Consider the following 21,133-nt stretch of genomic DNA (forward strand, 5'->3'; position numbering starts at 1 on the left):
TCGATAAATAAAAAGCAGTGGACGACCGTTTCGGTCATCAATAGAGGCAAACCAAGGTTTGCCTCTATTTTTTGCTTGGCAGCTCATCCAAAGACGAAAAAAAACCAGCCTGATAGGCTGGTTCTTAACATTAGTCGGAAAAATTATTCCCACTCAATCGTCGCTGGCGGCTTACCTGAGATGTCGTAAACCACGCGAGAAATGCCGTCTACTTCGTTGATGATACGGTTAGAGACTTTACCAAGGAAGTCATACGGTAGGTGTGCCCAATGCGCGGTCATAAAGTCAATGGTTTCGACTGCACGCAGTGACACAACCCAGTCGTACTTACGACCATCACCCATAACGCCTACGGAACGAACTGGTAGGAATACCGTGAACGCTTGAGACACTTTGTGGTAAAGGTCAGCAGCATGAAGCTCTTCAATGAAGATCGCATCCGCACGACGCAGTAAATCACAGTACTCTTTCTTGATTTCACCAAGTACGCGCACACCAAGACCCGGTCCTGGGAATGGGTGGCGATATAGCATGTCGTAAGGTAGACCTAATTCTAGACCGATCTTACGCACTTCATCTTTAAACAGCTCACGTAGTGGCTCAACCAAGCCCATCGCCATATCTTCAGGTAGACCACCCACGTTATGGTGAGATTTGATCACGTGCGCTTTGCCCGTTTTTGACGCCGCAGACTCAATCACGTCTGGGTAGATGGTGCCTTGCGCTAGCCATTTCGCGTTTTTCAGCTTCTTCGACTCTTCATCAAACACGTCAACAAAGACGTGACCGATGGTCTTACGCTTCTCTTCAGGATCCGACTTGCCTTCTAATGCGGTGAGGAAACGCTCTTCTGCGTCGACTTTGATGATGTTTAGGCCAAATTTATCACCAAACATATCCATCACTTGTTGACCTTCGTTTAGGCGTAGCAGACCGTTATCAACGAAGACACAGGTTAACTTGTCGCCAATTGCGCGGTGAACCAACATCGCCACAACCGAAGAGTCAACACCGCCGGATAGACCAAGGATAACTTCGTCATCACCCACTTGCTCTTTGATGCGCGCAACCGCATCTTCAATAATGGATTCAGAGGTCCATAGACGCTCACAGCCACACACGCCAAGAACAAAGTTCTCAAGCATTTGTAGGCCTTGCTTGGTGTGCGTCACTTCAGGGTGGAACTGCACGCCGAAGTATTTTTTCTCTTCGTTGGCCATCGCCGCGTAAGGACAGGTGTCCGTTTCGCCCACTTTGACGAAGTCTGCTGGAATCTCAACAACCTTGTCACCGTGACTCATCCATACATCTTGGGTCAGGTCTAGGTCTTTAAATAGTGAAGATTCACCTGACACTTTGACTTTCGCATAGCCAAATTCGCGTTCATTGGAACCGGCAACTTTACCACCTAGCTGCTCTGCCATTGTCTGCATGCCGTAGCACACACCGAGCACTGGCACGCCAGAGTCAAATACGTATTGAGGTGCACGTGGAGAGTTCTCTTCGGTAACGCTTTCTGGTCCACCAGATAGGATGATACCGTCTGGATTGAACTCACGAATATCTGATTCTTCAACGTCCCAGCTCCACAGTTCACAGTAGACACCGATTTCACGTACACGACGTGCGACAAGTTGGGTGTATTGCGATCCGAAATCGAGGATCAAGATACGTTGGTCATGAATATTTTTGGTCATTTGAGCAGTCTTTTTAAGCTGGGTTAAGAAAACGAGGCGAGTGTACCCGCCTCTCTTCAATGCTTCAAGGAAAAGCAAACGTTTTCGTCGAGGGTTTCTTGTCTAAGAAATTAACCGCGACGGTAGTTTGGTGCTTCCTTAGTAATTTGAACATCGTGGACGTGAGATTCCGCCATACCAGCACCAGAGATACGAACGAACTCGGCTTTGGTACGCATGTCTTCAATCGTCGCGCTGCCCGTTAGGCCCATGCTTGAGCGTAGACCACCCATTTGCTGGTGAACGATCTCTTTTAGGCGGCCTTTGTACGCGATACGTCCTTCGATACCTTCAGGGACAAGCTTATCTGCGGCATTGTCCGTTTGGAAGTAACGGTCAGAAGAGCCTTGAGACATCGCGCCCAATGAACCCATACCACGGTAGGATTTGTAAGAACGACCGTTGTAAAGAATCACTTCACCCGGGGCTTCTTCAGTACCCGCAAACATCGATCCCACCATCACACACGATGCGCCAGCAACGATAGCTTTACAGATGTCGCCTGAGAAACGGATACCGCCGTCAGCGATAACGGGAATACCGTGTTGATTTGCCACTTCCGATGCATCAGCGATGGCCGTTACCTGAGGGACACCCACGCCCGTTACGATACGAGTGGTACAGATAGAACCTGGGCCGATACCCACTTTCACTGCGCTAACGCCTGCATCGATAAGGGCTTTCGCACCGGCACCCGTTGCTACGTTACCGCCAATGATATCGAGATTAGGGTATGCCGCGCGAGTTTCACGGATACGGTTAAGAACACCTTCAGAGTGGCCGTGTGAAGAGTCGATCAAAAGCACGTCAACACCCGCTTCAACCAATGCCGCAACACGCTCTTCGTTGCCCGTGCCAGCACCCACTGCCGCACCAACACGAAGACGACCGCGCTCATCTTTACACGCGTTCGGTTTACGTTCTGCTTTGTGGAAGTCTTTTGCGGTGATCATACCTGTGAGTTGGAACTCATCGTTAACCACCAACACTTTTTCAACGCGCGCTTCGTGCATCTTCTCTTGCACTTCAGCACGAGTTGCCCCTTCTTTTACTGAAGCAAGGCTCTCTTTTGGCGTCATCACTGAAGAGACTTTCTTAGTGAGGTCGGTAACAAAGCGCACGTCACGACCGGTGATAATACCGACCAGCTCTTTGTTCTCTGTGACAACAGGGAAGCCTGCAAAGCCGTGCTTGTCTGTCAGTGCAACCACATCCGCGATGGTCGCTTCAGGGTTAACGGTAACAGGGTCAGTGACCACACCCGCTTCAAATTTCTTAACTTTACGAACTTCTGCCGCTTGCTGCTCAATCGACATGTTCTTGTGGATAAAGCCAATGCCACCTTCCTGCGCAAGAGCGATAGCCAGACGGGCTTCCGTCACGGTATCCATAGACGCAGAAATCATCGGAATATTAAGAGTGATATTTTTCGTCAACTGAGTGCGAAGATCAGCTGTGTTTGGGAGAACGGTGGAGTGTGCTGGCACAAGCAGTACGTCGTCGAATGTCAGCGCTTCTTTGGCAATTCTTAGCATTTGCAATATCTCACAATTAGAGGAGTAAAAAGAACAATCCAATCTCATCGTTTCGCATAATGAGGGCAACCTATTCACACTAGAGTGTGCGAGAACAATGTTGCATTTGGATTAGATATTGCGGACGGATTATACGGTCAACGCAAACGCTTGGCTACACATTTTTCTACTTTTTATTTGCAATCACCCCCTTGCTATGTATTATATTGCCGCTAATTTCCATACCCACGTCCATGGGATTAGCTGTGCCTAGATCCACCAATCAAAACATTTTCACTGTCTCTCGCCTCAACGCAGAAGTTCGCCTGCTGCTTGAAAACGAAATGGGTATCGTTTGGTTGGTCGGAGAGATCTCCAACTTCTCTGCCCCGGTGTCTGGTCACTGGTATCTCACCCTTAAAGACTCCCGAGCTCAAGTCAAATGCGCGATGTTTCGCGGCAATAATCGTCGTGTCACGTTCAAGCCGGCTAACGGCAATCAAGTATTAGTCAAAGCGCGTCTCTCGTTGTATGAACCTCGCGGCGACTATCAGTTGATCATTGAAAGCATGCAGCCGGAAGGCGATGGCCGACTCCAGCAAGAGTTTGAAGCGCTTAAAATGAAGCTAGCTGCTGAAGGCCTGTTTGCACAGACTAACAAGAAGCCGCTGCCTGAGCATCCGAAACGGGTTGGCATCATTACCTCGAAAACCGGTGCGGCGCTCTACGATATTCTGGATGTACTGAAGCGACGTGACCCTTCACTGCCGGTGATTATTTACCCGACATTAGTACAAGGTGACGATGCCGCGATTCAAATCGCGCAAGCCATTGGCTGTGCCAACAGTCGTAACGAATGTGATGTCTTGATCGTCGGTCGTGGCGGGGGCGCTCTAGAAGACTTATGGTGCTTCAACCACGAGGTCGTAGCGCGAACGATTGCGGCGAGTCAAATCCCGATTATCAGTGCGGTTGGACATGAAGTGGATGTGACCATCGCCGATTTCGTCGCCGATATGCGCGCGCCTACCCCCTCGGCAGCCGCTGAGCTAGTGAGCCGCGACAACAGCCATAAAGAGCAAGCGCTCGCTAGCCGTGAGCATAAACTGCTCAGTGCGTGGCGCCAGAGAGTGTCTGAGCAACAACGCAACCTGACTGGCCTGCTGCATCGTCTCGAACGTCAACATCCCACTCATCAACTTCAACGTCAGAGCCAGCAGTTAGATGAACTCGACATTCGCCTCAAGCGAGCGATGGATAATGGATTGCGCAGTGCAGAGCAACGAGTCGAGCGACTGCACTACAAACTCAACCTGCATAGCCCTGCACATAAACTCGCCAATCAACACGCAAGCATGATCCGTTTAGAGCAACAACTGATCGACGCGATGAATAAACGTTTGACCTATCAACGCCATCAACTCGCGTTAGCGGCGGAAACGTTAGATGCGGTCAGCCCACTGGCGACATTAAAACGTGGCTACTCGATCAGCCAAAACGCACAAGGCGATGTAGTGACCTCCACAAAGCAAATGAAATCAGGTGACACCTTAGTCACCCGTTTAGCCGACGGCACCCTCTTTTCTACGATTTCTTAGAGTCAATAGGACGGAACTCAAATCGAATCGCTGATTTCGATTTGAGTTCGTTGCACTGATTACAAAAATAATTTGCCGCGCCGCACGCTTGCAGCTTCTCTAATTCACTGTCGCACTGTGGGCACCAACCGATCTTGTTGTAATCATGTTGGCACTGTGTGCAGTGGTAGTGGCCATTCCACTCCAGCTCTTGCTGACAACTTGGGCATAGATTGGTGTTCATGATCTGTGTTACCTTTTTAATTTAGCTTAAACTAATATACAAAAATCCCATCTCCAACTCAATATCACACCGACTGGCTTGCTCTCATCGCTCTATGCTTCTATAAATGATCATAATAAGATCATCGGCAAAAGCCGCTGTGATCAGCGATCTCCCCCTAAAAGAACATTTATATAACCACACACCGAAAGCATAAGTTACATATGCTGCATTTCAATTTTAAAAAGCACAATTAACCAATAAAGATTAAAAATACACACTACAACCAGACTTAATAAAATGATCACTCATCCAAATACACAGTATGTAACTCGAAAATGAGTGGAAAAGAGGGATAGGCTCTTTGGTGGAGCCCATTGATGACATAAAAAAACGCCTTAGCAAGCTAAGGCGTTTTGACCATCATGTGATTATTCAGATAGGGCTACTTCTTACGGTTTTTCACCATGCCCATTAAGCGTTTGCGTTTACGCTCTTGTGATAGGGTCATCTTGCTCGATTTACCTTCATACGGGTTTTCACTGTTCTGGAAAGTAATTCGAATCGGTGTGCCCATAATCTCAAGCGATTTACGGAAGTAGTTCATCAAGAAGCGCTTGTAAGAGTCTGGAAGCTCATTCACTTGGTTGCCGTGAATCACCACGATCGGTGGGTTGTATCCACCAGCGTGGGCGTATTTTAGCTTCACACGACGTCCACGTACCAAAGGTGGCTGGTGATCGTCGGTTGCCATCTTCATGATTCGAGTCAAAACAGAAGTACCCACGCGAGTGGTGGCAGACTTGTACGCCTCTTGAACCGATTCAAACAGGTGACCTACACCCGTGCCATGCAATGCCGAAATAAAGTGAATGCGTGCAAAATCAACGAAGCCTAAGCGGCGATCCAGCTCTTTCTTGACGTGCTCTTTCACGTCCATATCAAGGCCATCCCACTTATTGACCGCAATCACGATCGAGCGTCCAGCGTTGAGCGCAAAACCGAGTAGGCTTAAGTCTTGGTCTGATATGTTTTCACGCGCATCAATGACCAGAAGAACCACGTTTGCATCTTCAATTGCTTTCAATGTTTTCACCACCGAGAACTTCTCAACGGTTTCATTGATGCGTTTACGACGACGCACACCAGCGGTGTCAATTAGGACATATTCACGGCCATCGCGTTCCATCGGAATGTAGATAGAGTCACGAGTGGTACCCGGCATATCGTACACAACCACACGCTCTTCACCCAGAATACGGTTAGTGAGTGTCGACTTGCCAACGTTAGGTCGACCGATGATCGCCAATTTAATCGGCTGATCTTGTAGGCGTTTAAACTCTTGCTCCGCCTCTTCCTCGCTGTATTCCAGTTTTTCTTCTTCATCAATGAAGTCAGTGAGGTCTTCAATTTCGCCGTTGGCTTCTTCAAGCAACTGCTCAGCAAACGGGTTAAGCGCACGGTCAATCAGTGCACCAACACCACGGCCGTGAGCGGCAGCGATTTGGTACATGTTGTCCATACCCAGTTGCCAAAACTCAGCGCTGGCCGCTTCGGCATCAATACCGTCGACTTTGTTTACCACCAGCATCGCTGCCTTTTCAATCTTACGTAGATGAAGGGCAATGGCTTCGTCCGCCACGGTCAGACCCGCACGGCCGTCCACCATGAATAGCACAACATCCGCTTCATCAATCGCGGCGAGTGACTGCTGGGCCATTTTGGTTTCAACGCCCTCTTCCGTGCCGTCGATGCCGCCAGTGTCTACGACGATAAATTCATGCTCACCAAGTTTCGCTTGGCCATATTTACGGTCGCGAGTTAAGCCAGGGAAATCCGCCACTAACGCATCACGCGTACGCGTTAGTCGGTTAAACAACGTCGATTTACCAACGTTTGGACGCCCTACAAGAGCAACAACAGGTACCATAACAACCTCTACAATCTTTTTCTCATATGTAGTTATAGGTAAGGACTGATAACGAGACCAATTTTTACCTATAACTACGTAGCGTTAACAATAAAACGGCTCCCAACTGAGTAACCAGCTAGGAGCCGAATGTGAATTATATCACATGATTATGGGTTGATCGTCTGTTTCTTTACATCGCCATTGCGAGTAACCGTGACAAATCCACCCGGCACAGCGATAGGTGAGACCGCGAAGCCGCTGTCATCTAATTGCTGCTGAGCAACAAATTCGCCGGTACGTCGATCAATCCAGTGCAAGAAGCCTAGACTATCACCCACGACTACGTAACCGTTGAGCATGACTGGCGCCGTTAGCAAACGGTGCTCAAGCTGATCATTGCTCCATAGCTCAGTACCGCTGCGCGCATCAACCGAGACAATGTGGTCTTTATCAGTCACCAAGAATAAACGACTGCCTTCACTCGCCATATCAGTGGATGAAGAGTAGTTGCGCTTCCAGCTTGGTGTACCTGAACGCAGATCAATCGCGGTCAACTGCCCGTTGTAACCGACAATGTATAGCGTGCTGCCCAAAATCAGTGGTGAAGCATCAACATCCACCAAACGATCGATTTCGGTCGCCCCTTGCGGTGTACCAATGGGTTGCTGCCAAATCAATTGACCAAGCTCGACAATCGCTGCCGCCAAACGACCGTTCGCCGTTCCCCAGAAGACGCCACCAGACACCGTCACTGGCGCGCTGTTACCACGCAGAGTCAGGTTCGGCACTTCAGTGCTGATGGTCCATTTGCTCTCGCCCGATTCTTGATCGAGAGCGATCAGCACACCGTCACTGGTATGAACAATCACTAAGTTACTGTCTACTGCAGGGGCAGCAAGCACTTCACCTTTGACAGCGGTCTGCCAATTGAGCGCACCGGTTTCTTCATCAAGGGCAATCACTTGGCCATTTTCACTGCCAATAAACAGCTGACCATAACCGGCGGTAATACCACCAGATAAACGTGCAGAGCCCTCTTTTTCCAGATCCGCTTGCCAAATCGCTTTGCCCGTTTCAGGGTTGAGTGCTTTCACCACACCATCACGACTGGCAACAAACACTTTATCGTAGGCGTATTCGGGTGAAAGTTGCGAGTAGTACATGCCCACACCTTTCCCTGCCGACGCACTCCATGCGCTCTTGGTCGTGAACTCATTGTCCACAACCGGTGTCGGCGCCATGATAATGGTGTCTTCCTCTCCAGCACACCCTGCAAGCAAACCAAGAACAAGCGCCGTAGAGAGTGCTTTATTGAGCATTGTCTTCATGCGCATCCTTACTTAGCGAGATCGTCCAGCTTCATTTGCAGAGCCTGACTTGGCTCGCCAGACTGTTGAGCTTGGGTGTAGGCGGCATATGCCCCTTCTTCATCACCCTTGAGTAAAAGAATATCGCCTTTCAACTCTTCTACGCGCCCCATCCAACTTTCGTCGTTGATGTTAGCCAACTCTGAGATCGCCGCATCAAAGTCTGTTTGCTGAGCTTGAATACGCGCAATTCGGTAGTGAAGGACACTCAGCAGCGCTTGGTCTTTAGTGGCCGATTTTGCCCACTCGAGCTGTGCTAGTGCTTCATCCAAATTACCTGCATCAACCTGAGCTTTCGCCAATTGCATCGCCGCCAATACCGCGTATTGCGACTCGCCATTCGCCTCAATAAACCCTTGCACGTTAGCAGTTGCATCTGCGCCTTTGGCTGCCAACTCTTGAATCACTGTGGTGTAACTCTCAGAGGCCGCTTCCTGAGCTGCTGTGACGGAGTCTTGGTAATAACGCCAGCCAAACAGACCACCCAAACCAATGACGGCACCGAAAATGACCGCTTTGCCATTTTCTTTCCACCAATCTTTAATCGCTTCTACTTGTTGTTCTTCAGAATCGTAGAGTTCCACTTCCTGTCCTCTTAAAATCGAAAAAAGTGGCGCATAAAGGTCGCCACTTCCTGTTATCGGGTTATACCAACTGCGCTAGTTTGCTCGCCACATCGGCATGGCTGATCGTTTCTTGTGTACCACCAATCAGATCTTTCACGACGACCGTGCTGTCTGCGACTTCATTCTCGCCGAGAACCAGCGCCACCGCTGCGCCCACTTTGTCCGCACGCTTGAATTGCTTCTTAAAGTTGCCGCCGCCAAAGTGATTCATCACTCGCAGCCCTGGCACTTGCTCGCGCAACTGCTCAGCCAACTTCATTCCAGCCATCATGGTGCCTTCACCCGCGGTGACCATGTAAACATCGACGCTGCGACGCACATCGGTCAACTCAAGGGTTTCTAGCATCAGAACCAAACGCTCAAGGCCCATAGCAAAACCAACCGCAGGCGTTGCCTTGCCACCGAGTTGCTCAACCAGGCCGTCGTAGCGACCACCGCCACACACCGTACCTTGCGCACCAAGGCTTTCCGTTATCCATTCAAATACCGTGCGGTTGTAGTAATCCAAACCACGCACCAAACGCTCATTGACTGTGTATTCGATACCTGCTGCGTCGAGAAGTTCACAAAGGCCGGCAAAATGTTGCTTTGAGTCTGCATCTAAGTAGTCAGACAGACGAGGGGCATCACCGAGTACCGCTTGGATTTCTGGGTTCTTGGTATCCAAAACTCGCAGCGGGTTAGTGTGCATGCGACGCTTGCAATCGTCGTCCAGAATATCCATATGCTGAGTGAGAAACTCGATTAACGCTTTGCGGTATTCAGCACGCGCGTCAAGAGAGCCAATCGAGTTCAACTCTAGACGCACATGTTTATCAATACCAAGCTCACGCCACAGACGCGCCGTCATCATGATCAGCTCTGCGTCGACGTCAGGGCCATCTAAGCCAAACACTTCGACACCACACTGGTGGAATTGACGGTAGCGACCTTTCTGCGGACGTTCATGACGGAACATTGGGCCCATGTACCATAGGCGCTGCTCTTGATTGTAGAGCAAGCCATTTTCAATGCCGGCGCGAACACAGCCCGCAGTGCCTTCTGGGCGAAGGGTTAAGCTGTCACCATTGCGGTCTTCAAAGGTGTACATCTCTTTTTCAACCACGTCGGTGACTTCACCAATCGCGCGGCTAAATAGATGAGTCATCTCAACAATCGGCATGCGCACTTCGTTGTAACCGTAAGCGCTGATTACGTTTTTTACTGCGGCTTCAAGTTTTTGCCACAGTGGAGATTGAGTTGGGAGACAATCGTTCATGCCTCGGATTGCTTGAATTGTTTTTGCCACAATAATTACCGTAATCGTTGGTTGAGAGTTATTACTCTTGTACTTTTACATCAATGCGATTTTGCGAATCCATCAACGCGGCTTTAGCGCGGATCTTCGCTTCGAGTTGACTCACGAGATCATCGTTATCAAATCGCTCTTTTTGACGTTTGCCATCTTCATAGAAGGCACTTTTCTTGTTACTGCCTGCCAAGCCCAAATGCGACACTTCCGCCTCACCGGGTCCATTGACCACACAGCCGATAATTGAAACATCCATCGGTGTGATAATGTCTTCAAGACGCTGCTCTAGTGCATTGACGGTGCCAATCACATCAAATTCTTGGCGAGAACAACTCGGACACGCAATAAAGTTGATCCCGCGAGAGCGGATGCGCAGCGATTTTAAGATATCAAAACCGACCTTGATCTCTTCAACTGGGTTCGCCGCAAGCGAGATGCGCAGCGTATCGCCAATCCCTTCTGCCAGCAGCATGCCGAGTCCAACCGCAGATTTGACTGAACCCGCACGCGCGCCGCCTGCCTCAGTAATACCAAGGTGTAGTGGCTGATCGATTTTTTTCGCCAACAGTCGGTAGGAATCCACCGCAAGGAAAACATCGGATGCTTTGACACTCACTTTAAACTGATCAAAGTTGAGGCGATCTAAGATATCAACATGACGCATCGCCGATTCCACCAAGGCTTCTGGGGTCGGCTCGCCATATTTCATCTGGATATCTTTTTCCAGAGAACCACCGTTCACGCCGATACGAATTGGAATGTTTTTATCCCTTGCACAATCGACGACCGCACGAATGCGATCTTCTTTACCGATGTTACCTGGGTTGATACGCAAACAATCGACGCCGTATTCTGCAACCTTGAGTGCGATGCGGTAGTCAAAGTGAATATCCGCCACCAGCGGAATCGACACTTGCTGCTTGATCTGCTTGAAAGCCTCGGCAGCATCCATTGTCGGCACCGAGACGCGGACGATATCCGCACCCACATTTTCAAGGGCTCGAATTTGCGCCACGGTGGCGTCAACGTCTGTAGTACGAGTGTTGGTCATCGACTGCACCGCAATCGGCGCACCGTCACCAATAGGTACGTCGCCCACATAGATACGAGTCGAGGGGCGACGTTTGATAGGAGATTCGTGTTGCATAGTAATGTCTAAGGTAAGGTGAATCTTGCTACTTTGCCTGAAGTATACCCAGAAAGGTCGACAGGTTCACTCGCTAATGTCATTGAAACGTTTTCTGGTGCACCTAAAATCACGCTGTAAGGAGACTGACCATCCAACTCAACCGACTCGCCACCTTTTTTGATGCCGGTCACGAGGGTTTTACCACTAGCGTCTTTCACCTGAACCCAGCAATCATCGCTAAAGCTCATCTCTAGACGGTTCGTCACTGCAACCGCCGTATCCGTTGTGCTCTCTTGCGGCGCATCAGCTTGTTCTGTTGAGTCTGATGCGGTCACTGTTTCAGCTGGGGACTCTAGCGCACTCTCTTCACGGATGATTTCAGTCTCTGACGACATCTCAGTTTGCGTGTTTTCGATCGTCTCAATACTGCTCACATCGGAATCTTCACTAAGGATAGGTTCCATCGTTTCTTGAGTCTCTTGCGAAGGCTCATCTGGCATCGCCTCATCAAGCGAAACAAAGTCCAAGGTATCACTGCTGCTTGGGTCTGCACTCTGCTGCGTGGTTTCCTGCGCCGAAGATTGGCCCAAATCCAACATGTCATCCTGCTGATTTTGCCACCACCATAAGGAAGAGATCCCGGCAATCACGGCAAAAATACCCCACGTCAGAATCATAATGCGGCTGTCGTGCTTCTCTCGCTTGGTTTTACGTGAAAAGCTCTGCATCGATTGCTCTTTATGCTGAGCGGTGCCGCTGTGATCGAGCGCAGCCAATACGACTGACTCTTTTAGCCCCACTGCCTTTGCGTACGAACGAAGGTAACCGCGGGTAAAGGTAGCGACTTGGTCAGATTCGAAGTCATTTTTTTCCAAGTTTTCGATGATGGAGAGGCGAAGACGAAGCCTATCGGCAATCTGCTTTTGCGTTAATCCTAACTGCTCGCGCTTTTGCTTAAGTAGTGTACCCGCTTCAATATGTTCTTGTGGTTGATTGGTTTCTGTCGTTTCGTGTTCGGCAGTCATTATGAATTCATCTCTTTTAAGTGCAGGGCCTCTTCCGCGCGTGCTTTTCGTTATTCATTATTGGTAGCAATGGGGCAGAATTGGCGAAGTATCCGGGCAGCTAACTCATCAAAGAGGCAATATACGCCATCAAAAGTGTGAGGAAGCCACCAAAAGCATTAACTTTCAATTCTAATCTATATCAGAGATGAAACAACATGACAAAAGGTGATAATTCACAGCCAGCTCAAGGTTTTTCCTTAAATTGACATTAAGACGCAACATCTGATTACAAATTGTCGATAAAAAAGCCAGAGCAAAGCTCTGGCCTCCGGATTCATGTACATTTAAGTATTCAATATGCGGTTAAACGGCTTTCACCTCGATGGTTTCACCTTTGGCCGCTTTTAACATGGCAGTACGTTTGGTGCGGTCAATGACATCGCCGACCAACTGTCCGCACGCCGCATCAATATCATCCCCACGCGTCTTACGCACGGTCACGGTGTGATCGTACTGCATTAAGGTTTTCTGGAAGCGATCAATGCGAGAGTTGCTTGGCTTCTTATAAGGCGAGCCCGGATACGGGTTAAATGGAATCAGGTTGATTTTACATGGTGTATCTTTCATCAGCTCTGCCAATTCACGCGCATGGTCCATATCGTCGTTAACGTGATCCAATAGCACGTACTCTACGGTCACCTTGCCACGGTTGGCATTGGAAGAAGCAATGTAGCGGCGCACAGACGCAAGAAAATCCTCAATATCCCATCGGTCGTTAATCGGCATGATTTCACTGCGCAATTTATCGTTCGGCGCGTGCAAAGAGATCGCCAACGCCACATCAATCTTACCTGTCATCTGATCAAGGCCAGAGACGACACCCGATGTGGAGACAGTAACACGACGTTTAGACAAACCAAAACCGAGATCATCTAGCATAATCTCTAAGGCTGGAATGAGGTTTTTCATGTTCAGCAGAGGTTCACCCATGCCCATCATCACGACGTTGGTAATCGGGCGACGACCGGTCTCTTTTTCTAAGCCGATCTCACGGGCAGCTCTCCATACCTGACCAATGATTTCTGAGACTTTGAGGTTGCGGTTGAACCCTTGTTGAGCCGTCGAGCAGAACTTACATTCCAGTGCACAGCCCACCTGAGAAGAGACACACAAGGTCGCGCGATCGTCTTCAGGAATGTAGACCGTCTCGACATCTTGATCGCCCACCTTCATTGCCCACTTGATGGTGCCATCAGAAGAGTGTTGCGCCTCAGCGACTACCGGCGCTTTGATCTCACAGCGCGCGTGCAGTTTCTCGCGTAACTTTTTGTTAATGTTGGTCATGTTGTCGAAGTCATCGACACCAAAATGGTAGATCCACTTCATAACTTGATCGGCGCGGAATGCTTTTTCACCTAATTCTTCAGCGAAAAATTCACGCAAGCCCTTGCGATCGAAGTCGAGTAGATTGATTTTTTCAGTGCTCATGTAACCTCACAAACGACAGAACATTAATTAAGGGCGCGAATTGTACAGCCTTTATTCAGCGACAACAAGCGTTGTAAAGCCCTGTATTTCCTAAGGCGTTAATTCCACTTTGTTTATTAATTGAACATGCTATTTACGCCGCGGTGATTTGCTTAATTTGCTCCACAATCGCTTTCAGCCCATTGCCGCGCGAAGGACTTAGATGCGCGATAAGTCCAAGCTTTTCAAAGTACTCATCCATATCAAAATGTTGGATTTGCTGCGCTGTTTTGTGGTTGTAAGCCGCCATCACGAGGGCAATTAAACCACGTACAATACGAGCGTCAGAATCGGCACAAAAGGTCCACACGCCGTCGTGCTGCTCGCAGACCAGCCACACTTGGCTCTCACAGCCTGACACCGTCACTTGTTCACTTTTCAGCGCATCAGGCACCACGGGGAGTAGCTTACCCCACTGAATCACTTGTCGGTAGCGATCTTCCCAGCCTTTTAATCCTGACATAGTTCGAATGACATCGTCCGCCGTTATCGTCTGGCCAAACACTGAGGAGGGTGCTTCACTCATTTCATTTCCACTCATTAGCGATATTTCTGAATCAATTTTTCCACAATACGCGAGACCGCCACAAAACCAAAAGTGGCCGTCACCACCGTGGCGGCGCCAAAGCCACTGGCGCAATCCATTCGCTTTGGCCCTTCTGCCGTTGACTTCACCCCACACACGCTGCCATCGGCTTGCGGGTACTTCAACTGCTCAGTGGAAAAGACGCAATCGATGCCAAACTTACGCTGCGGATTTTTGGGGAAATTATGGTGTCGGCGCAAGGTATCTTTGATCTTTTTCGCTAGCGGATCTTGAATGGTCTTGGTTAAGTCTGCGACTTGAATTTGAGTCGGGTCAACCTGGCCACCCGCACCGCCCGTCGTAATCACTTTGATTTTGTTGCTGCGACAGTAGGCGAGCAACGCCGCTTTTGCTTTGACGCTATCAATCGCATCTAACACATAATCAAACTCTTTGCTGAGGTACTCATGCTGATTGTCTGGCGTAATGAAGTCATCAATTAAATTGACTTTGCATTCTGGATTGATGAGTTTGACGCGCTCAGCCATGACCTCAATTTTGCTCTGCCCAACAGTGCCTGACATCGCATGAATCTGGCGATTAATGTTGGTCACACAGACATCATCCATGTCAATCAAGGTCAACTCACCAATCCCTGTGCGAGCCAACGCCTCTACAGCCCAAGAGCCAACGCCGCCTATTCCGATAACACACACGTGCGCAGCGCGCAGGATCTCCACTTCACTCTGTCCGTAGAGTCGGCGTGTACCGCCAAAACGTTGGTTATAGCTGTCCGAGGCGGGGGTATCAAGTTGGCGCATGGCAAGGCTTCTCCGCTACAAATTTGGTGATGAGTAAATAGAAAGAGTGCGATTTATACGCACTCTTGTTTCAAATGTCTAGAATTGGCCAAGCCAACGCTTAACTAGCCGAAGGGAAAGATCCCCCTAACCAGCGGCCACTAATCGCGCTTCTCTGGCGGCATGGCCCAAGGCGCTTCAGTCGCGCTGCCTTCTAATCCGAGTTTCCACACCCGGCCAAAGTGTTTGTAATGGCCCGCCTCAATACCGGCTCTCGGCCCCATGCCGTGGTACAGATCAAGGTGATTCTGTTTCACTGCGCCACCAGTATCGAGTACGATCAACAAGCGAAGTTGATGGGCACCACTCCAGCTGCCGTCAGGGTTGAGCAGTGGTACTTCAGCTAAAATAGGCGTACCCATTGGAAAGAGGGAGCGATCCCCTGCCACCGACGCCATTGCCAATAACGGGATACCCGCCGAACCGGTCACCGGCGCATCGGCGCGGGGCTCAAAGAAAACAAACGATGGGTTTTGCTCTAACAGCTCACGCACCGTGGCTTCATCGTTGGCCATCACCCACTCTTTGATCGCTTTCATCGACATGTTTTCGCGAGCCACGAGTCCGCGGTCAATCAGAACTCGACCTATGCTCACATACGCTTTGTTGTTTTTACCGCCGTAGGCAAAATACTCCAGCGTGTCGTCATCTTCAAAATGGACAAAACCGCTGCCCTGAACTTCCATCAAAAAGGGGTCAATGAGATTCGCGGCATACCCAAGTTCGAGCCCTTGTCCTTCCAAAGCGCCTGCATAGATTTGCGCGCGAGTTGGGCAGTCTTGGCTGCACTCAGGTTTGCCATACACTGGGTACTTAAAGACATCATTCGGTTGATGACGAAGTTCCATCACTGGTGAAAAATACCCGGTAAATAGCACGTTACCCTGCTTATCCCCGCCCCCTAATTGCGCTGCCTGAATGCCGTATTGGCCAAGCTCTGTCGGCTCGCCACTGAGTAAAACCCACTCGTTGAGCGTGTCATAAAGCGGTTGATAGAGCGAAGCCATACTTGGTGAGTTGATGACCACTTGCTCCGCCTGACGATGAAATTCGGTGAAATCTCGTGGTTTGTCGGACACCACTATATCGGCTGAATTGAGCACATTGGTCAACTCGCCATCGAGATACTGCTGAGCGCGATCGGTTGGCTGAGCACAGCCAAACAAAACACCGGCCGCAAGCAGAGGTAAGATTTTTTTGAGCACGTTGGTTTTCCCTTATTGTCGTTGGCGTTAAGCATGGCAAAGTGCCTGGCCGATAGCAACGAAAAAGCGTTAGCGAATGTTATGCTGGTATTTGGCGTCAAGACGATAGATAGGTTGATAATGAGGCTGTGAAATCAACTTCATTTCAGAGAACTCTTGATTGAGGATCTGAAAGCGCTTGGTGTCATCACCGAAACGGTATTCAAAGAACTGACCATCAAAGGCAAAATTGGTATCCACGACCCGCCCGTTGATCACGACACCATTTTCATTGAGGACGAAACGATCCGTCGCATACCCCGCGACATTTTGCTCAATCCAAGTACCGTAAAGGAAAGACTTAGGATAAGTGACCTGTAAGTAATATTGATAGAGCTGCGTGCCCAGCAGCGCAACCACTAACGCAAGTCCGGCAGCCATCAAAAAGAAGCTGCGCTCTTTCAGTTTGTTTTTTATCGCGCCGTTTGCGTCGATGTTACTCTTCATGAATGGGTTCCAAACTTGCTCTTAATAGTAAGTCTTAGACCAAAATGCGCACTTTGGCGAGTCTAGCCAAGGTCACTGTTTGCTTTCCATCTCAAGAAAATCCGCTCGAGATAAGAAAAGCACTTGCCGAAACAAGAATAAAATTGCAATATTTCCACATACTAATTCACTTGTAACTTTGGACGCTTCTGTGAAAATTCGAAATACCGCCCTTGTGAAAGGGTTCAGACAATCGGCACCTTACGTCAATGCTCACCGCGGTAAAACCATGGTAGTGATGCTCGGAGGCGAGGCCGTCGCAGATGCAAATTTTCCGAATATTATCAGTGATCTTGCTCTTCTTCATAGCCTGGGCGTGAAAATCGTCGTCGTCCATGGAGCAAGGCCACAAATTAACGACATTTTGCAGCACAATCACAGCGAAACCCCCTATCACAAGGGAGTACGAGTGACGCAAGAAACCCATTTGAGCTACGTGATGCAAGCCGCCGGTCAACTGCAACTGGCCATCACGGCGCAGTTTTCCATGAGCATGAGCAACACGCCGATGGCGGGAACACAGCTCAACGTCGTCAGCGGCAACTTTATTATTGCCCAACCGTTGGGCGTCGATGATGGTGTGGACTACTGTCACAGTGGCCGCATTCGGCGTATTGATGTCGAAGGCATCAATCGCATGCTCGACCATGGCTCCATTGTGCTGCTTGGCCCGATCGCCAGTTCAGTGACTGGCGAGTCATTTAACCTACTCTCGGAAGAGTTGGCTACACAAGTCGCCATCAAGCTCAAAGCCGATAAGCTGATCGGTTTTTGTTCTGAGCAAGGGGTCATTGATGCCAATGACAATGTCGTGGCAGAGCTGTTTCCTAAAGATGCCGAGGCCATTTTGTCCTCACTGGAAACGGAAGCCAACCCTAGCAGCGACGACACCTCTGGGACACTGCGTTTTTTGCGTGCCGCCACCAAAGCCTGCCGCGCTGGAGTGCCACGCAGTCATTTGGTCAGTTATAAGGTGGATGGCGCGCTGATTCAGGAACTCTTCTCGCTTGATGGTATCGGTACCCAGATCGTTCATGCCAGCGCTGAGCAAGTGCGAATGGCGGACATCAATGACATCGGTGGGATACTCGAGCTGATTAGGCCACTGGAAGAGCAAGGCATACTGGTCAGACGCTCTCGTGAACAACTGGAGCAAGAGATTCATCAGTTCACCATCATAGAAAAAGACGGCTTGATCATCGGCTGTGCGGCGCTTTACCCCTACCCGCAGGAAAAAATGGCCGAGATGGCCTGTGTCGCGATTCATCCAGAATATCGTGATGGTAACCGCGGCCTGCTGTTACTTAACCACATGAAACTGCAATCCAAAGCACAAGGAATTGAGAAGATTTTTGTACTAACCACTCACAGTTTGCACTGGTTTAGGGAGCAAGGTTTCTTCGAAATGGGCGTTGAGTGCCTACCATCTCAAAAACAGAATTTGTACAACTATCAACGCAAATCAAAGATATTAAGCATCAAACTTTGATTTTTTACTGCCGTTTTTCTCATTAGGAATGAAGGGGAAAACGGCAGTTGCCAAGATTTTCAAAACTAAATTATTAGCCATTTTAATAGGTTAGCCACCGAGCTATCGATTTTTATCGATAAGCACTTTATTTAATATATTGAATTGGTTAATATTTGCGCTCCCGATTCGGGAGCTCCATGGACTTACCTTCACTTACGACCTGAGAGAACTCGGCGTAAGTCGCACGGATTGCTTGAAGTAGATAAACACGATACTAAGAGCATATAACTTGATGAAAACCATCATCTGTAACTCGATTCAAAGTTTTTGGGATATGGCAGACAACGAACTGTTAGCCGGGCTCGACGTACATTGTGTCTTCCCAGTCACAGAAGGGTTGAAGGCGTTTATCCTCAATTACCAAGAAAAATACGCGATTCGCAGCATCTCATTTACGCAAGCGCTGTAACCGACGGCGCTCGACGCTGCCCAAGCGCAGCCAGCAATCAGGGACGATTGCTCATCCCTTCTCTCACCTTACTCTTTTTCCTTCAAGCGCTGTGTCAAACCACTGGCCCGAACCGTTCGCACTTTTATTCCTCTTGCCATCACCGACTCATCCACATACAGACTTAAACGTGACTTAGCGCGAGTGACGCCAGTATAAATGAGCTCTCGAGTTAAGATAGGGCTGAACTCCGGCGGCAAAATCATTAAGGTATGATCAAATTCACTGCCCTGCGATTTGTGAATCGTCATCGCGTAGGCGGTTTCATGTTCGGGTACACGGCTGGGTAACACCGCCTTTACGCTGCCATCTGGCAGTTCAAAAAAGACTTTCAGCTTGTGCCCTTCTTCGTCAGGATCACGAATGCACAAACCGATGTCACCATTGTAGAGGCCTAACGCGTAATCGTTGCGCGTCACCATCACGGGCCTACCGTGGTACCAAAGCTCATCTTGTACCTGAATCAGCTTGCGCGCAGCCAAAGCGCGCTCAATACGGGCATTGAGCCCTTGCACACCAAAGTCCCCTTCTCGAACGGCGCACAACAAACGACAACGTGCAAATGCCGATAACGCGTTGCGAGCGAGCGTATTGAGATCTTCCTGCGCCTGATTCGCCTCATTTAACAGCGCAAGGTAGCCGCGATACTCTTCCACCAGAGATTTTATCAGCTGTTGATAGTGCTCTGTGTCGATAGGGTATTTGGCAATATCCTCAAACCCTTGCCGCCAAACTTGCTCAACCTTGCTTACGCCTCCCAAGTTGATGGCTTTGGCCAATTGACCAATCCCCGAGCGCGCATCAAATCGATAACTCTTTTGCAGCATACAGAGACTGTCCGCCATCCCTGATTGGCTGGCGCTTGCTCCATGCGCGAGTGAATCAAACCCTGTCAGTTGGGCGAGTAGTTTGCCCTGCAAGGCGCTATATCCCTCTTGATGGAAAGAGCAGATGTCGCCCAATACCGCGCCCGCTTCCACTGACGAAAGCTGATCTTTATCGCCGAGTAAAATCAGCCGAGCCTGCTTGGGCATTGCATCCACTAGCTTATGCATCATAGAGAGATCGACCATCGACGCCTCATCGACGACCAAAATGTCCAAATGCAGAGGGTTATCGTGATGATGGCGAAACTCGGCGCTGTCTGGAATCGCGCCAAGCAAACGGTGAATGGTGCTAGCTTGTGTCGGTATGGCCGCTTTCAACTCTGGACTCACCGCCAATTGCTCCACCGCTTGGCCGATAGATTCAGTCAGGCGCGCGGCGGCCTTTCCTGTCGGCGCCACCAATTTGATGGTTGGCACATGACCATTAATGCGATCTTGTTTTGCTTGCTCAATCAAGGCAGCAAGTAACTTGGTCACAGTGGTCGTTTTGCCTGTACCGGGTCCACCAGAAATCACAGCAAATCGACGAGTGAGCGCCACCGCCGCCGCCACCTTTTGCCAACTGACGCATACCGCTTGGGGGACGAGCTTATCTAAAGCAGATAACTCGGCCACGGTTTTGGCCTGCTGGAGTATTTGGCCTATGGCAACCCAATCGAGCTCATCAGGCGTAACCACATCTAAATGGTCACACACTAATTGCTGAATCATGACGGGGGTCACTGACTGATTTTTTCTCAAATCATCAAATAGATAGCGATAATTTCGCGCAAATAGATGATCAAGAAGTTCGGTCAACTTCGCTTGCTCATCAGGCTTTAGGATCATAGGTAACCCAAAACTCAATAAGCGTTCGGATAAGGTCGTTTCATAATGCCAGAAACGGTGCAAGTAGAGTCGCTCACCATCGAACATCAAAGGCAGGGCCTCACCCGCACTCCCCACCCACGGCGAATTCCCTAAATGGGCAGCCCAATCAAATGTATGTAAGGTCTGATTGAGGTTCAGCGCTGCCTCGCCATACAAACCGAGCTTGTGTGCCAGATCCACCTTTTGACCATTGGCGTCAAAAAGGGGTAAACAGATATTGCCTTTCGCCTGCTCTGCGCTGGTCAAACCGGCGATAAACGCCAAGTGGTCATCGTTAGACTGCTGATGGATAAAACGCGCAAATTGGTAGTCCAACTGGCGAATCACGCCTTTTGCTGCCAAGAGTTGCAGCTGTGAAACAAGTAGCGCCAT

Annotated in this window: 18 protein-coding genes; 3 read left to right on the plus strand and 15 right to left on the minus strand. The window is 49.5% G+C overall.

The genetic code is table 11. The annotated features are described in order from the left end of the window. Positions 1-143 precede the first annotated feature (143 nt). Positions 144-1,697 carry a glutamine-hydrolyzing GMP synthase gene (gene guaA / locus AC6R03_RS16880; protein ID WP_500631496.1) on the minus strand — a complete coding sequence of 518 codons (1,554 nt, stop codon included), beginning with the start codon at positions 1,695-1,697 and terminating at the stop codon, positions 144-146. Positions 1,698-1,807: 110 nt separating this feature from the next. Further along, positions 1,808-3,271, minus strand: a complete 1,464-nt coding sequence (gene guaB, locus AC6R03_RS16885; RefSeq protein WP_500631497.1) for an IMP dehydrogenase — start codon at positions 3,269-3,271, stop codon at positions 1,808-1,810. A gap of 245 nt (positions 3,272-3,516) precedes the next feature. On the opposite strand from guaB, the gene xseA reads away from it, so the two are divergent. Then, positions 3,517-4,848: an exodeoxyribonuclease VII large subunit gene (gene xseA / locus AC6R03_RS16890; protein ID WP_500631498.1), complete on the plus strand. Its 1,332-nt coding sequence runs from the start codon at positions 3,517-3,519 to the stop codon at positions 4,846-4,848. On the opposite strand, the gene AC6R03_RS16895 is transcribed toward xseA, so the two are convergent. The 12 genes from AC6R03_RS16895 to AC6R03_RS16950 form a co-directional block, all read right to left on the minus strand. After that, positions 4,835-5,071 carry a zinc ribbon domain-containing protein gene (locus tag AC6R03_RS16895; protein WP_334551304.1) on the minus strand — a complete coding sequence of 79 codons (237 nt, stop codon included), beginning with the start codon at positions 5,069-5,071 and terminating at the stop codon, positions 4,835-4,837. The genes xseA and AC6R03_RS16895 overlap by 14 nt on opposite strands. A gap of 424 nt (positions 5,072-5,495) precedes the next feature. After that, positions 5,496-6,980, minus strand: coding sequence for a ribosome biogenesis GTPase Der (gene der, locus AC6R03_RS16900; protein WP_500631499.1), 1,485 nt, complete (start codon positions 6,978-6,980; stop codon positions 5,496-5,498). Between the two features lie 149 nt (positions 6,981-7,129). Next, positions 7,130-8,290 (minus strand): outer membrane protein assembly factor BamB, encoded by a 1,161-nt coding sequence (gene bamB / locus AC6R03_RS16905; RefSeq protein ID WP_500631500.1) that lies wholly within the window; start codon positions 8,288-8,290, stop codon positions 7,130-7,132. Between the two features lie 8 nt (positions 8,291-8,298). Beyond that, entirely contained in the window at positions 8,299-8,913 is a 615-nt protein-coding gene (locus tag AC6R03_RS16910) for a YfgM family protein (RefSeq protein ID WP_500631501.1), read from the minus strand. Between the two features lie 61 nt (positions 8,914-8,974). Continuing rightward, positions 8,975-10,243, minus strand: a complete 1,269-nt coding sequence (hisS, locus tag AC6R03_RS16915; protein ID WP_500631502.1) for a histidine--tRNA ligase — start codon at positions 10,241-10,243, stop codon at positions 8,975-8,977. 31 nt (positions 10,244-10,274) lie between these two features. Beyond that, positions 10,275-11,393: a flavodoxin-dependent (E)-4-hydroxy-3-methylbut-2-enyl-diphosphate synthase gene (ispG, locus tag AC6R03_RS16920; protein WP_334551312.1), complete on the minus strand. Its 1,119-nt coding sequence runs from the start codon at positions 11,391-11,393 to the stop codon at positions 10,275-10,277. A gap of 8 nt (positions 11,394-11,401) precedes the next feature. Further along, positions 11,402-12,400, minus strand: a complete 999-nt coding sequence (gene rodZ / locus AC6R03_RS16925; protein ID WP_500631503.1) for a cytoskeleton protein RodZ — start codon at positions 12,398-12,400, stop codon at positions 11,402-11,404. Between the two features lie 345 nt (positions 12,401-12,745). After that, positions 12,746-13,870: a dual-specificity RNA methyltransferase RlmN gene (gene rlmN / locus AC6R03_RS16930; RefSeq protein ID WP_487901679.1), complete on the minus strand. Its 1,125-nt coding sequence runs from the start codon at positions 13,868-13,870 to the stop codon at positions 12,746-12,748. Between the two features lie 133 nt (positions 13,871-14,003). Next, complete coding sequence (csdE, locus tag AC6R03_RS16935; protein WP_500631504.1) at positions 14,004-14,435, minus strand: cysteine desulfurase sulfur acceptor subunit CsdE; 432 nt, start codon at positions 14,433-14,435, stop codon at positions 14,004-14,006. A 14-nt stretch (positions 14,436-14,449) separates the two neighbouring features. Next, a complete protein-coding gene (gene tcdA / locus AC6R03_RS16940) occupies positions 14,450-15,256 on the minus strand; it encodes a tRNA cyclic N6-threonylcarbamoyladenosine(37) synthase TcdA (RefSeq protein WP_500631505.1) in 807 nt (268 codons plus the stop codon). Between the two features lie 140 nt (positions 15,257-15,396). Then, on the minus strand, positions 15,397-16,500 hold the full coding sequence (mltA, locus tag AC6R03_RS16945) for a murein transglycosylase A (RefSeq protein ID WP_500631506.1): 1,104 nt from the start codon (positions 16,498-16,500) through the stop codon (positions 15,397-15,399). 69 nt (positions 16,501-16,569) lie between these two features. Then, the gene (locus AC6R03_RS16950) at positions 16,570-16,986 is read right to left on the minus strand and encodes a DUF2850 domain-containing protein (protein WP_334551322.1); all 417 of its coding nucleotides are present in this window, start codon (positions 16,984-16,986) and stop codon (positions 16,570-16,572) included. A gap of 190 nt (positions 16,987-17,176) precedes the next feature. Here AC6R03_RS16950 and argA point away from each other — a divergent pair, with 190 nt between their 5' ends. Together argA and AC6R03_RS16960 are read left to right on the plus strand one after the other, a co-directional pair. Beyond that, on the plus strand, positions 17,177-18,514 hold the full coding sequence (gene argA / locus AC6R03_RS16955; RefSeq protein ID WP_500631507.1) for an amino-acid N-acetyltransferase: 1,338 nt from the start codon (positions 17,177-17,179) through the stop codon (positions 18,512-18,514). 274 nt (positions 18,515-18,788) lie between these two features. Next, entirely contained in the window at positions 18,789-18,965 is a 177-nt protein-coding gene (locus tag AC6R03_RS16960; RefSeq protein ID WP_334551325.1) for a hypothetical protein, read from the plus strand. A gap of 68 nt (positions 18,966-19,033) precedes the next feature. Here AC6R03_RS16960 and recD read toward each other — a convergent pair whose 3' ends face one another. Further along, on the minus strand, positions 19,034-21,133 hold the full coding sequence (gene recD, locus AC6R03_RS16965; RefSeq protein WP_500631508.1) for an exodeoxyribonuclease V subunit alpha: 2,100 nt from the start codon (positions 21,131-21,133) through the stop codon (positions 19,034-19,036).

This window comes from Vibrio sp. R10-SG-ISO4 (assembly GCF_059834135.1).